This window comes from uncultured Sulfitobacter sp. (genome assembly GCF_947502895.1).
Taxonomy (GTDB): Bacteria; Pseudomonadota; Alphaproteobacteria; order Rhodobacterales; family Rhodobacteraceae; genus Sulfitobacter.
In genome coordinates, this window is sequence record NZ_CANNBM010000003.1 from 219,162 (window position 1) to 231,446 (window position 12,285).

At 57.4% G+C, this 12,285-nt stretch carries 12 protein-coding genes; 10 read left to right on the forward strand and 2 right to left on the reverse strand.

The features are described 5' to 3' along the window. The 5 genes from Q0903_RS14090 (at position 1) to Q0903_RS14110 (ending at position 5,532) form a co-directional block, all read left to right on the forward strand. Positions 1-1,056: a glycosyltransferase family 2 protein gene (locus tag Q0903_RS14090; protein ID WP_299416482.1), complete on the forward strand. Its 1,056-nt coding sequence runs from the start codon at positions 1-3 to the stop codon at positions 1,054-1,056. A gap of 101 nt (positions 1,057-1,157) precedes the next feature. Beyond that, complete coding sequence (locus tag Q0903_RS14095; protein WP_299416485.1) at positions 1,158-2,093, forward strand: phosphoadenosine phosphosulfate reductase; 936 nt, start codon at positions 1,158-1,160, stop codon at positions 2,091-2,093. Positions 2,094-2,125: 32 nt separating this feature from the next. Continuing rightward, positions 2,126-3,157 carry a dihydroorotase gene (gene pyrC / locus Q0903_RS14100; RefSeq protein WP_299416488.1) on the forward strand — a complete coding sequence of 344 codons (1,032 nt, stop codon included), beginning with the start codon at positions 2,126-2,128 and terminating at the stop codon, positions 3,155-3,157. A 58-nt stretch (positions 3,158-3,215) separates the two neighbouring features. Then, complete coding sequence (locus Q0903_RS14105) at positions 3,216-3,893, forward strand: orotate phosphoribosyltransferase (protein WP_299416491.1); 678 nt, start codon at positions 3,216-3,218, stop codon at positions 3,891-3,893. 142 nt (positions 3,894-4,035) lie between these two features. Beyond that, on the forward strand, positions 4,036-5,532 hold the full coding sequence (locus Q0903_RS14110; RefSeq protein ID WP_299023704.1) for a replicative DNA helicase: 1,497 nt from the start codon (positions 4,036-4,038) through the stop codon (positions 5,530-5,532). A gap of 166 nt (positions 5,533-5,698) precedes the next feature. Here Q0903_RS14110 and Q0903_RS14115 read toward each other — a convergent pair whose 3' ends face one another. Next, positions 5,699-7,012 carry a dienelactone hydrolase gene (locus tag Q0903_RS14115; protein ID WP_299023705.1) on the reverse strand — a complete coding sequence of 438 codons (1,314 nt, stop codon included), beginning with the start codon at positions 7,010-7,012 and terminating at the stop codon, positions 5,699-5,701. A gap of 169 nt (positions 7,013-7,181) precedes the next feature. On the opposite strand from Q0903_RS14115, the gene alr reads away from it, so the two are divergent. The 3 genes from alr (at position 7,182) to Q0903_RS14130 (ending at position 9,614) form a co-directional block, all read left to right on the forward strand. After that, complete coding sequence (gene alr / locus Q0903_RS14120; RefSeq protein WP_299416494.1) at positions 7,182-8,216, forward strand: alanine racemase; 1,035 nt, start codon at positions 7,182-7,184, stop codon at positions 8,214-8,216. Then, the gene (locus Q0903_RS14125; protein ID WP_299416497.1) at positions 8,213-8,662 is read left to right on the forward strand and encodes a paraquat-inducible protein A; all 450 of its coding nucleotides are present in this window, start codon (positions 8,213-8,215) and stop codon (positions 8,660-8,662) included. Before alr ends, Q0903_RS14125 begins: the two co-directional genes overlap by 4 nt. Before the next feature lie 139 nt (positions 8,663-8,801). Then, positions 8,802-9,614, forward strand: coding sequence for a DNA repair protein (locus tag Q0903_RS14130; RefSeq protein WP_299416500.1), 813 nt, complete (start codon positions 8,802-8,804; stop codon positions 9,612-9,614). A 38-nt stretch (positions 9,615-9,652) separates the two neighbouring features. Here the strand turns inward: Q0903_RS14130 and Q0903_RS14135 are convergent, their stop codons facing one another. After that, complete coding sequence (locus Q0903_RS14135; RefSeq protein ID WP_299416502.1) at positions 9,653-10,117, reverse strand: SH3 domain-containing protein; 465 nt, start codon at positions 10,115-10,117, stop codon at positions 9,653-9,655. Between the two features lie 61 nt (positions 10,118-10,178). On the opposite strand from Q0903_RS14135, the gene radA reads away from it, so the two are divergent. Beyond that, positions 10,179-11,546: a DNA repair protein RadA gene (gene radA, locus Q0903_RS14140; protein WP_299023714.1), complete on the forward strand. Its 1,368-nt coding sequence runs from the start codon at positions 10,179-10,181 to the stop codon at positions 11,544-11,546. A 25-nt stretch (positions 11,547-11,571) separates the two neighbouring features. Further along, complete coding sequence (locus tag Q0903_RS14145; RefSeq protein ID WP_299023715.1) at positions 11,572-12,129, forward strand: CvpA family protein; 558 nt, start codon at positions 11,572-11,574, stop codon at positions 12,127-12,129. The last annotated feature ends 156 nt before the right edge of the window (positions 12,130-12,285 follow it).

The following is a 12,285-nucleotide window of genomic DNA, read 5'->3' on the forward strand; positions in this document are numbered from 1 at the left end:
ATGAGCCATGTCGCTATCCTGTGCGTACGCAACGAGGCGGCGTTCCTTCTCGAATGGCTGGCCCATCACCGCGCAGTGGGTTTTGACGACTTTCTGATTTTTTCGAATGATTGCCAGGACGGCACAGACCTGATGCTGGACCGTCTGGAGGCGATGGGTCACGTCACCCATATCCGCAATGATGGGCCCCATGCCAAGGGCGGCATACAGTTTACCGCTCTGAAACAGGCTGCCAAGCACAAGCTTGTAAAACGCGCCAAATGGATCTTGCCATTGGATGTCGATGAATTCGTGAATATTCACTGCGGCGATTTTACCCTCGCCGCCTTGCATGCGGCTATTCCTGATGCAACGGCGATCACGCTGACATGGCGGCTGTTTGGCGCGAACAACCAGTTGCGCTATACCGATGCCCCTGTACTCGACACTTTTACCCATGCAGCGCCGAAAATCATGCACTGGCCATGGCGCGCGTCTATGTTCAAGACCCTCTACCGAAACGACAACACCTACCGCAAACCCGGTGTGCACCGCCCCCGCGACATCAATGACAAAAAAATAGCACAAGCGCGCTGGTTTGATGGCAATGGCACCCCCCTTCCCGATCAGTTTGCGACAAAACGCATCTTCTCCAACTTCGGGCAGGACAACTACGGGCTGGTCCAGCTCAACCATTACCCGCTGGGTGCGATGGAGAGTTACGTCCTGAAAGCCGATCGCGGCCGCGCTGTACACAGTGATGATATGCTGGGCCTCGACTATTGGGTTGAACGGAATTTCAATACCGAAGAAGACACAACCATTCAAAACACGCATCCCTCCCGCACCGCCCAGTTGCATGCGCTGATGGCTGACCCCGTGCTCGCACAGCTGCATAGCGATGCCGTAAAATGGCGCAGCGCGCGGTTTGAGACCCTGATGAAGCGTGAACCGTTTCGCGCTCTCTTCGGGCGTCTTATGATGACGCCACCGTCCCAGCCCGTACCACGCCGCGCCGCGCAATTTATGATCAACCACGCAAATCTTGCCCGAAAGATGGCCCAGAACGCGCCCTAATATAGCGCGCATTTTCCGCAATTTCGCCCTATTGCGATGCTATCCCCGGCTCTGAACCGACGAAACAAACAATCACGTCGGACCAGATTGAGGACACGCATATGGCATCCGAGGCCCTGAATTTCGAGACATCACTCGCCGGTATGAAAAAAGCCGACTGGCTGGCCGCCGTAGAAGAGCTGTGCGACGAGGACGGCTATTTCGAACAGCTGGGCAAACGCCATTATGCGGCTTTTGTCGAAAAATCTTCCACACTGCTTGTTACTTTCGAAACCTTGCAGGGCATCCCTGCCCTGTCCCCGCTTGCACAGCCGCTTGGGTGGGAAATGATGCTCGCGCACAACTGGTCCTCACTGTGTATCGCATCGAACGGCGACACGTGGTTCCGCGACAAGGCCGTCTATGGTTATTTTGACCGCCTGATCGACGATGGTTTCTTCGATGAATTCGAGCAGGTGATCTTTTATGGCGCAGGCCCTTGCGGCTATGCCGCTGCCGCCTTTTCCGTCGCCTCGCCCGAGGCACGTGTGCTGGCCGTCCAACCCCAAGCAACGCTTGATCCGCGCATCACCGAATGGGACGACCGCTTTACCGATATGCGCCGGACCGACTTCACCTCCCGCTACGGCTATGCGCCAGATATGCTGGACGGCGCCGAGGCCGCTTATGTGGTCTATGATCCGCGCCAGCAGCTCGATGCGATGCACGCAGCCCTTTTTACCCGCCCCAACACACACAAACTGCGCATCCGCCACATGGGTGACGCCATCCAGACCGATCTTTTGGAGATAGAACAGCTGGCCCCGCTGCTGCTTGCGATCTCGGACAGCACGCTGGATGAACTGGCCTTCGCACGGATGATGCGTGCACGGCGCACGCACCGTCCCTATCTGCGCAACCTGCTTGATGCGCTAGACAGCCAGCATCGGACGGAACTGGCCATTGCCTTAGCACGCAATGTTACGTCGCGCATGCATGCCCCCCGTTTTGCCCGCCGCATCGCCGCGTACGAAAAAGCAAAAGCCAAGAACGACTAGCGCGGGTGTGCAGGCCGTGCTAGCACGCGGTCATGACACAAGCCCACACGATCCGCCGTCCTGACGACTGGCACCTTCACCTGCGCGACGGCGATATGCTGCGCGCTGTGTTGCCGCATACGTCCCGCCACTTCGCCCGTGCGATTATCATGCCCAATCTGGTGCCGCCCGTGGTCACATCCGCTGATGCACGCGCCTACCGCGATCGTATTATGGCCGTTGTTCCGCAAGGCGATGAATTCACCCCTTTGATGACACTCTATCTGACAGAAGATACCGACCCTGCAGATGTGGCCGCCGCCCATGCCGAGGGTTTGATCACAGCCGTCAAACTCTATCCTGCAGGGGCCACCACAAATTCCGCCTCCGGCGTCTCCAACTTTGCCAATGTCGCCAAAGTTCTGGAAAAAATGGCGGAAATCGGCCTGCCGCTCTGCACCCACGGCGAAGTCACCGACCATGACGTCGATATCTTCGACCGCGAAGCCGTGTTCATCGACCGTGTGCTGGACCCGATCCGCCGCCAACATCCCGACCTGCGCGTGGTGATGGAGCATATCACCACCTCGAACGCGGTTGACTATGTAAAGGCCAACGACAAGAACCTCGGTGCCACAATCACCACCCACCATCTGGTAATAAACCGCAACCACATCCTAGCTGGCGGGATCAAGCCGCATTATTACTGCCTACCCGTTGCCAAACGCGAAGAACACCGCCTCGCTCTGCGGACGGCTGCCACCTCGGGCGATGCACGCTTTTTCCTCGGCACCGATTCCGCACCGCATACGGATGAGAACAAGCTGCTGCCTTGCGGCTGTGCGGGCTGCTTTACGGCAACCAACACCATGTCGATCCTTGCCGAAGTGTTTGAGCAAGACAGCGCACTGGACAAACTAGAAGCATTTACATCCCTCAACGGCCCCGCGTTCTACGGCCTTGCGCCAAATGACGACACGCTTACACTGGTCCGCGAAACGGCCACCTACCCCGGCCACATCGACACCCCCGAAGGGCCCGTCACCGTATTTGACCCACAGATGACACTCCATTGGACGGTCTGACGCTTCTTTATTTTTCCCTTAAACTCAATCCGCCGCCTGCCACCAAGGACACCGTTACATGATCCCCACGACCTATCCCGACGCATCCGAGATTGCCCGCCTGACCGCCCGTATGCTGCTGGAGATCGGCGCGGTGAATTTCAACACGGACGAGCCTTACACGCTGGCATCTGGTCTGCCCTCTCCCAGCTACATCGATTGCCGTAAGCTGATCAGCTATCCGCGCATCCGCGCGACGCTTATGGATTTCCTGACGGTCACAGTCATGCGCAATGCAGGCTTTGAGGCATTCGACAATATCGCTGGCGGCGAGACGGCGGGCATCCCCTTTGCAGCCCTTGTGGCCGAGCGTATGGCCCTGCCCATGACCTACGTGCGCAAAAAGCCCAAAGGCTACGGCAAAAACGCCCGCATTGAAGGCGACATGAGCGAAGGTCAGCGCGTCCTGCTGGTCGAAGATCTCACCACAGATGGCGGCTCCAAACTCAGCTTTGTGGACGCGATCCGCGACACGGGAGCCACCTGCGGGCATACAGCCGTCATCTTTTACTATGACATCTTTCCAGAGACGACCAAGACGCTGGGCGATCACGGCGTAGCCTTGCACCACCTCTGCACATGGTGGGATGTTCTGGCCGAGGCCAAAGCACAGGGTGCCTTCCCCAAGGACACGCTGGACGAGGTGGAAAAATTCCTGAAATCTCCCCGCGCGTGGCAGGAAGCACGCAAGGGCTGATACCACCCATTGACCCACACGGGCCTTTCATCGCAAGATGTAGCCGCGCGGGGACCCGCCCAAGGGTTATCCACAAAAACATACAATTTGCGCACCCAGCCCCCCTTCGCTATCACGGCGGCGGGGACCAAAGGGGTAAGTCATGAATGAAATTTCATCCGTAAACACAACAGGCATCGCTGTTCAGGCCGCCGAGACGATGCCCCACTCCATCGAGGCAGAGCAGCAATTGCTGGGTGCAATTCTCACCAATAATGATGTCTATGACCGCGTCGCCTCGATCATCGGTCCACAGCACTTCTACGATCCGGTACACGCACGAATCTTCGAAATTGCCTCGGCCCGCATCGGCAAAAACAACCTCGCCAGCCCTGTCACGCTCAAGGCCTTCATGGAAGATGACGCAGGCCTGCAAGAGCTGGGTGGCCCCGCGTATCTTGCCAACCTCGCTGGTGCGGCTGTCGCAGCCTTTGCCGTGCGCGACTATGCGCAGATGATTTATGATCTGGCCGTGCGCCGCGAACTGATCACGCTGGGCCGCGATATCGCTGCAAAGGCCGCAACCGTCGATGTCAAAAGCGAGCCGCGCGAGCAGATCGTCGAAGCCGAACAGCAATTATATAAGCTGGCCGAACAAGGTCAGGTCGAAAGCGGCTTTCAGAGCTTTCTCAAAGCGGTAACCGACGCCGTTGAGGTCGCAAATGCTGCGTATCAACGAGACGGTGGATTGTCTGGCGTATCTACCGGATTGATCGACATGGATAAAAAGCTGGGCGGGCTGCACCGCTCTGACCTTTTGATTCTCGCGGGTCGTCCGTCTATGGGTAAAACATCGCTTGCGACCAACATCGCGTTCAATGTCGCCAAAGCATACAAGCGTGGCCAACTGGCCGATGGCTCCGAAGGGGCGATAGACGGCGGCGTGGTCGGCTTCTACAGTCTGGAGATGAGCGCCGAGCAGCTTGCCGCACGTATCCTGTCCGAAGCTTCCGAAATTCCATCCCAGCAAATCCGCTCGGGCGATATGACCGAGGGCGAATTCCGCCGCTTTGTTGATGCGGCCAAGGCGCTGGAATCTTGTCCGCTCTATATCGACGACACGCCCGCCCTCCCCATCAGCCAGCTTGCCGCCCGTGCGCGACGGCTCAAACGGACGCACGGTCTTGATGTTCTGATCATCGACTATCTTCAGCTGGTGCGCGGTACGGGCAAATCCGAAAACCGTGTAAACGAGATTTCCGAGATCACCATGGGCCTCAAAGCCATCGCAAAAGAGCTGGATATCCCTGTTATCGCCCTGTCACAGCTGTCGCGTCAGGTAGAAAACCGCGAAGACAAGCGACCCCAGCTGTCAGACCTGCGCGAATCCGGCTCGATCGAGCAGGATGCCGATGTGGTTATGTTCGTGTTCCGCGAGGAATATTATAAAGAGCGTGAAAAACCCGGCGATCACGAACTGGACAAAATGGCCATCTGGCAAGAAGAGATGGAGCGGCTGCATGGACGTGCCGAAGTCGTTATCGGCAAGCAGCGCCATGGCCCCATCGGCACGGTTGAGTTGAGCTTTGAAGGCCGGTTTACCCGCTTTGGCAATCTGGTCAAACCATGGCAGCAAGGGGCTGACGAACAAGAGTTCTAAGTCCCGTGTATAACACTGGGTAGAACTCTCAACCCCTGCGATAATTCACATATTTTTCATAATGCTACACGCAGTTTCTAATGTGTGTGAACTGGTCCGGAATATGACGAAAAGAAAGGGGCTGCACGGTCGGTGCAGCCCCTCTTTGTGTTACCCGTTCAGCCGGTTACTGAGGGGTTTTTACCTCATACATCAGGCCTTTGGCTGTTCCTTTGGCAAACCCCTTCCAGTAATTATGGTCGTCTTTTTCGGTCCCATCCTCGTTCATGGACCAGACGCCGGCGTTCGAATCCTCGACCAATTCCAGATAGCTGCCAGCCTCTGCATCCGCCTTGAGGCGTTGATCCAGCCAAGCAGTCACAAAATGCTGTGCGATGTTGTTCATACGCGCCGTGTCCCAGACCGGATCGGTATAATGCTCCGAGATGTCAAAGCCCTTATCTTCGTTGAAGTAGTAGCTCTCCGCTGGTGCAGGCATCGGCGCGCCTGCGTTATGGCCGCCGTTCATATAGGTCAGCAGTGCGGTCTCGACACCGCTCACATTATCCCAGATCGCGCGGACACCGTTTTCATACAGCGAAACGTCGTCTTGTGATCCTGCAATGAAAAGCATCGGGATCTGCACACCGGCCAGCCCCTGCGCATCCCAAAAGCCTGTGTTCATGCCCCAAGGGCCAAAGGCCACAGCGGTCTTGATCCGCGGATCGGGCAATGCGTTATGCGTGTCCGATCCCGCCTGATGGATGCCCAGCGTGCCGTGCGGCCCACCCCAGCTATAGGCAACCGAGGCTTCGGTCACGCCGCCGCCTGCGGTGATGATCGCACCGTAGCCACCCATAGAATAGCCGATCAGCCCTGTGTTGTCGGCATCATACAGGCCCGCAAACTCGCCCCCCTCAGCTGCTTTGCCCGCCATTTCCTCCAGTACAAATAGCTGGTCCAGCGAACGGTTCACGAGGGTCGAGCCAAAGGCCGCCTGCGTGCGGTAGGTGCTGTCCGTGTGATCAATAGAGGCAACCACGTAGCCTTTGGAGGCAAGATTTTCCGCAAGATGCGCCAGCAAAAAGCGGTTGCCGGGATATCCATGGCTGATCAGGACCAGCGGATAAGGCGTATCTGTCGCCGCAGGGGCCGCATCGCGCATCGCCTTGCCTGTCAGCGTCACCTCTGTAGTGCCGTCACGCAAAAACGCGCGCAATTCGTTAGAGCCTGTGGCCCCTGCCGCTGCGGGATACCACATTTCTACTGTCAGCGGGCGGTCATAGCGTGGCATCTCGGCGGGTTTCTCTGCCGCAGGATCAATCGCCAGAATGTTGATTTGATCGGGGTTTACCATCTCAAGCTGGCGCACACCGACAGGCAGATCGCCATAACTGGCAAGTGCGGGCGCACCGGGTAGTTGCGTGTCAATCGGATTGGCCGTTGCCGCCCCTGCTGCCAAAAGCGCGATTGGCACCACAGTATTCAGAACCGTTTTCATTGTCTTCTCCTCCTCTTTTGTTGGTCTTCTTACAGCGCAGTCTAAGGCCAGTTGCGCACCCCACAAGGATTAGTTGATCTGACGTAGCGACCCTTTGGCGCTCAAAATTCCTCTGGCATCCGTGCGGCGCAATCTTGACGCCGTGCGCCGCAATGTTCAAACCGCTGGAATGAGTACTGCAAAACTGACCATTGATCTGAGCGCGATCGCTGCCAACTGGCGCGCGCTGGCAGATATCGCCCAAGTCGAAACCGCTGCTGTGGTAAAGGCCGATGCCTACGGCCTGGATGCCGCCCGCGTAGGCCAACATCTGGCCCAAGCAGGCGCGCGGCACTTCTTTGTGGCCGTGGCCGAGGAAGGTGTAGCACTGCGCCGTGCTTTGGGCGCGGGTCCATCGATATCGGTGTTTTCTGGTCATATGGCTGGGGATGCCGGTGCTATTGCAGGTGCAAATCTGGTCCCGATGATTAACTCTGTCGACCAGATGCTGCGCCATGTTGAGGCCTTGCCCGCACATCCTTTTGGCATACAGCTGGACACAGGCATGAACCGTCTCGGGATGGAACCTGCGGAATGGTCAGCCTTGCGTGATCTGGCATTGGCGCAGAACCCCACGCTAATCATGTCGCACCTCGCCTGTGCGGACATGCCAGACCACCCGATGAACGCTGCACAACGCGCCCAGTTCGAGGACATGACAAATGGCATTGACGTGCCGCGCTCGCTGTCTGCGACGGGCGGCACGTTGTTAGGAGCAGAGTATCACTATGATATGGTGCGCCCCGGGGTTGGGCTTTATGGTGGCCTGCCCTTTTCCGACGCGCAATCTGTGGTGACACTGGACATTCCCGTTATCCAGACCCGCGAGGTTTCTGCGGGCGAAACGGTGGGTTATGCAAATGCCTGGACGGCATCCGCACCATCGCGCATTGCCACCATATCGGCTGGCTATGCCGACGGGCTGATCCGCGCTATGGGCGGCAAAGCGCAATTGTTCTGCGGCGGCGTTGCAGTGCCAGTAATCGGGCGGGTTTCAATGGATTTGATTACCGCAGATGTCAGCCACCTGCCCGATATCCCGGACAGCCTGCAATTGCTGGGACCGCACCAATCGGTCGATGATCTGGCAGAACATGCAGGCACCATCGGGTATGAAATCCTTACCAGTCTGGGCGCGCGATATGATCGGGCGTGGCGCACATGATCGCGCTCAAAATCGCGAACCTCGCATTGCTGGTCCTGTATCCGGTTGCATGGTTTGCACCTCTTATGCGCGCCGGTCTGCTGCCGATGTTCGGGCTGAGCGAGATTTCAGTGATGACTGGCCTGCAATCACTTTGGGCTTCGGATATCTTCCTTGCTCTTGTTGTGACGGTCTTTGCGCTCTTTGCCCCTTATCTCAAAACCATTGGCCTGACGCTGATCCATTTTGGCCTACTCAGCCACCGCGTTGAGAAAGTGCTGGAGGTTTTGGGCAAATTGGCAATGGCCGACATTTTTCTGATTGCACTCTACATCACTCTTACAAAGGGAATCGGAATCGGCCGTATCGAGGTCGCTTGGGGCCTCTACCTGTTTACGTTCTGTATCCTTGCATCCTTGGTAATCGGCTGGAAAACACAACAATTCTCCCCAAAACCGACGGATTGAGTGACTTTAGGGAAACAATTCCCCCTGTTACAGCGACTTATTGGTTAATTTTCCCTTTGCAGATGCAACCGCGCCCTTTACCGTGATCCCAATGGGCCATCGGCGGGATTTTGCTGATGCGCACACCTGGGGAAGATTGATGCAACAGATGAAAGCCTTCGGGTTTTTCTTACAATATATGATGCAACGTCTGGCGTTGTTCTTCTTTGCGGTCTGTGCCGCAGGTCTGACGGCGGCAACGATCATGGCCGCTCTGGGCTACTGGGCGTGGATTGATGTGCCCTTCAGCTACGCAGGCGAGCCGGTCGAGAATTCGGGCATGTATTTGCAGATTGCGGCCACTGTTCTGGCGGCTGGCATTTGCTTTTTCCTGCCTGCCAACGCCCGCATCATGCAACTGGAAAACTCGCACCGTAAATTCAGCGTCTCTATGGATGATGTCGCCCGCGCATATGGCGCGGTGCATGCCGCCGACCGTGGGCGTACTTTTCAGCTCAGCTCGGAGTTTGACGCGGTCCGCGAACGTCTTGCCTATCTGCGCGATCACCCCGATCTCAGCACGCTTGAGCCTGCCCTGCTGGAAGCCGCCGCACAGATGAGCCATATCAGCCGCGAATTGGCTGAAGTCTATTCCGATGAAAAGATTTCCCGTGCGCGCGACTTTCTCAAACAGCGTCAGGAAGAGATCAACCTGTTCAACGACAGGCTGGATCAGGCCAAGGCTATCTCGACCGAGATGAAACACTGGCTGCATGAAGTCGAGCTTGAAGAAAGCGTTGCCGCTGCCCAGCTTGCCCGTCTCTCCGAAGAGATGAACGAAATCCTTCCCCAGTTGGGCCGTGAAACCATTCTACACGTGCAGCAGCCGCCTGTGACACAGGACGAGGACGCGCCGCTCGACAGCACCGCGCTCGACAATAGTGTTTATGAGCTCCCCAAGGCCGCCGAATAATCCGGCAGCCTGCGATTTGGAAACGCCCCGGATCACCTTCATTTCAAATAGCGTGAATGGGCCCAACCCACGGTTCCACCAAGCATACGGACCTTGATCCAGTTGCCGGACCGCCCGATCTGGCGCACTTCTGTGCCAGTCTCCATCGGGTAGATAATGCCATAGCGTGTGCCCGGCCCCTTGCGCAGGTTGAGAAAGCCGTCACTGGTGGGCTGGACATACATCAGCGGTCCGTTGGTAACATCCACCCGTTTTACAAACCGCTGCGAAACCCATCCCTTTTCACCCGTCCGCAACAATCGCACCTGAAGCCAACCTCCGCGTTTTGACATCGGCGTCAGCTCGTCCCCTGGATACAGGCGCTTGATGATACCATGCGATGTTCCAGGACCCGCGCGCATGTTCAGATAGCCATCCGACATGCCATGCGGGGTATAGCTCTGTGCGAGGGCGGCCGTTGTTGCAAACAAAAAGGCCAGTACAAGCGCAAGTCTTCTGATCATCTTGCTGTCTCCGTCATTGTTTCCCATTGATCCTGCGCGCCACACGCGGCACTACAGCGCCATGGCAAAACCGATCAAGAATTTCTCGTGCAGCAAGTGTGCTGCAACCTACCCGAAATGGTCTGGTCGCTGCGATAATTGCGGCGAATGGAACTCTATTCAAGAAGATAAAGGCATCAGTGCAGGCCCGCCGTCCAAATCACTGGGCGCGCGGCGCGGCTCCTCGATGGAGCTGATGGATCTCGCCACCGAGGAAGCGCCGCCGCCGCGCACTCTGTCAGGACTGGGTGAGTTGGATCGCGTGTTGGGCGGCGGTCTGGTCGCCGCCTCTGCTATTCTGGTCGGTGGCGATCCGGGCATCGGTAAATCGACGCTGCTGTTGCAAGCTGCCGCCGCCTTTGCAAACAAGGGTTTGCACGTTGTGTATATCTCTGGTGAGGAAGCCTCGGCACAGGTGCGGATGCGCGCACAGCGCCTTGGCCTGTCGGATGCCTCTGTCAAACTGGGCGCCGAGACAAACCTGCGCGATATCCTGACCACACTGGACAAGGAGCGTCCTGCCCTTGCGATCATCGATTCCATACAGACCATGTGGGCGGATAACGTAGAGAGTGCGCCCGGGTCAGTATCCCAAGTCCGCGCCGCCTCGCATGAGCTGACGTCATTTGCCAAGCGCACAGGCACTTCCGTTGTTCTGGTGGGCCACGTCACCAAAGAAGGCCAGATCGCTGGCCCCCGCGTGGTCGAACACATGGTTGACACCGTGCTGTATTTCGAGGGGGAGCGCGGCCACCCCTTCCGCATTCTGCGCTCTGTGAAAAACCGATTTGGCCCCGCCGACGAGATCGGCGTTTTCGAAATGACAGGCCGTGGCCTTGCCGAAGTCACCAACCCTTCTGCCCTGTTCCTCTCCGAGCGCGGCCAGCCCTCTGCCGGTTCCGTCGTTTTTGCGGGAATCGAAGGCACCCGCCCTGTGCTGGTCGAAATTCAGGCTCTCGTCGCGCCATCCCCCCATAGCCAAGCCCGCCGCACGGTTGTCGGCTGGGATGGCGGACGATTGGCAATGATTTTGGCCGTGCTGGAGGCACGCTGCGGGATTCCCTTTGCGGGGCTTGATGTCTATCTCAACGTGGCGGGTGGCATGAAAATATCCGAGCCCGCTGCCGATCTGGCCGTAGCCTGCGCACTTCTAAGCGCCCGAGAGGATACCGCCCTGCCCGCTGAAACCGTGGTTTTCGGGGAACTTAGCCTGTCAGGCGCGCTGCGGCCCGCCACGCAGACCGAAAACAGGTTGAAAGAGGCGCAAAAACTTGGTTTTACCTCCGCAATAGCACCCAAAGGCGGCAAACCTGTGGTTGTGGACGGCATCACCATGCGCCCCATGACCGATCTGACCGCGTTTGTGGGCGAAATATTCGGCGCAGGATAGCGTCAGACAGAAAGGCTCTACGAGTATGGAAGGTTTTACCATCATTGACGGTGTTGTTGCACTTGTCATCGTGATGTCGGCGCTGCTGGCCTATGGTCGTGGTTTTGTACGCGAGTTGATGGCCATTGTCGGCTGGATCGCTGCTACTGTTCTGGCCTATCTATTTGCCCCGCAAGTCGAACCGCTGGTGCGTGAGATACCTGTCGTCGGTGAATTTCTTGCCGACAGTTGTGAATTGTCGATCATCGGTGCTTTTACACTTGTCCTTGCGATCACTCTTGTCGTGGTCTCCCTGTTTACGCCGCTGTTCTCTTCGCTGGTGCAGCGCTCGTTTCTGGGCGGGTTCGATCAGGCGCTCGGGTTCATATTTGGCGTGGCGCGCGGTATCTTGCTGGTGGCGATTGCCTTTTTTGTCTATTCGACAGTTATCACGGGCCAGCAGTTTACCATCGTAGACGACAGCCGCTCCGCGCAGGTCTTTGGCCGCTTTACCGACGACATCCAGAATTCCGATCCCGATCAGGCCCTTGGGTGGATCACCGGCAAATACGAAGAGCTGGTCTCAAGCTGTTCCGAAAGCTGATCCTCTGCACGTAAACACAAATCATATCAAAGGCTCCTCCCCCAGCGGCAGGAGCCTTTTTTACATTCTTCCGATCCTAAATCACCTTGCCATAAAACTGTTTCTCCCAAGACGTCGATTGCACGCAATCATATCGTGACTCTCGCGTCGGAGTTT

What these genes read in the sequence shown, in the direction of transcription:
- Q0903_RS14125 (WP_299416497.1), top strand. Translation starts at nt 8,213, where the DNA reads ATGATCGCGCTCAAAATCGCGAACCTCGCATTGCTGGTCCTGTATCCG.
- radA (WP_299023714.1), top strand. Translation starts at nt 10,179, where the DNA reads ATGGCAAAACCGATCAAGAATTTCTCGTGCAGCAAGTGTGCTGCAACC.
- Q0903_RS14115 (WP_299023705.1), bottom strand. Translation starts at nt 7,012, where the DNA reads ATGAAAACGGTTCTGAATACTGTGGTGCCAATCGCGCTTTTGGCAGCA.
- Q0903_RS14145 (WP_299023715.1), top strand. Translation starts at nt 11,572, where the DNA reads ATGGAAGGTTTTACCATCATTGACGGTGTTGTTGCACTTGTCATCGTG.
- Q0903_RS14095 (WP_299416485.1), top strand. Translation starts at nt 1,158, where the DNA reads ATGGCATCCGAGGCCCTGAATTTCGAGACATCACTCGCCGGTATGAAA.
- Q0903_RS14110 (WP_299023704.1), top strand. Translation starts at nt 4,036, where the DNA reads ATGAATGAAATTTCATCCGTAAACACAACAGGCATCGCTGTTCAGGCC.
- Q0903_RS14135 (WP_299416502.1), bottom strand. Translation starts at nt 10,117, where the DNA reads ATGATCAGAAGACTTGCGCTTGTACTGGCCTTTTTGTTTGCAACAACG.
- Q0903_RS14105 (WP_299416491.1), top strand. Translation starts at nt 3,216, where the DNA reads ATGATCCCCACGACCTATCCCGACGCATCCGAGATTGCCCGCCTGACC.
- pyrC (WP_299416488.1), top strand. Translation starts at nt 2,126, where the DNA reads ATGACACAAGCCCACACGATCCGCCGTCCTGACGACTGGCACCTTCAC.
- alr (WP_299416494.1), top strand. Translation starts at nt 7,182, where the DNA reads ATGAGTACTGCAAAACTGACCATTGATCTGAGCGCGATCGCTGCCAAC.
- Q0903_RS14130 (WP_299416500.1), top strand. Translation starts at nt 8,802, where the DNA reads ATGCAACAGATGAAAGCCTTCGGGTTTTTCTTACAATATATGATGCAA.
- Q0903_RS14090 (WP_299416482.1), top strand. Translation starts at nt 1, where the DNA reads ATGAGCCATGTCGCTATCCTGTGCGTACGCAACGAGGCGGCGTTCCTT.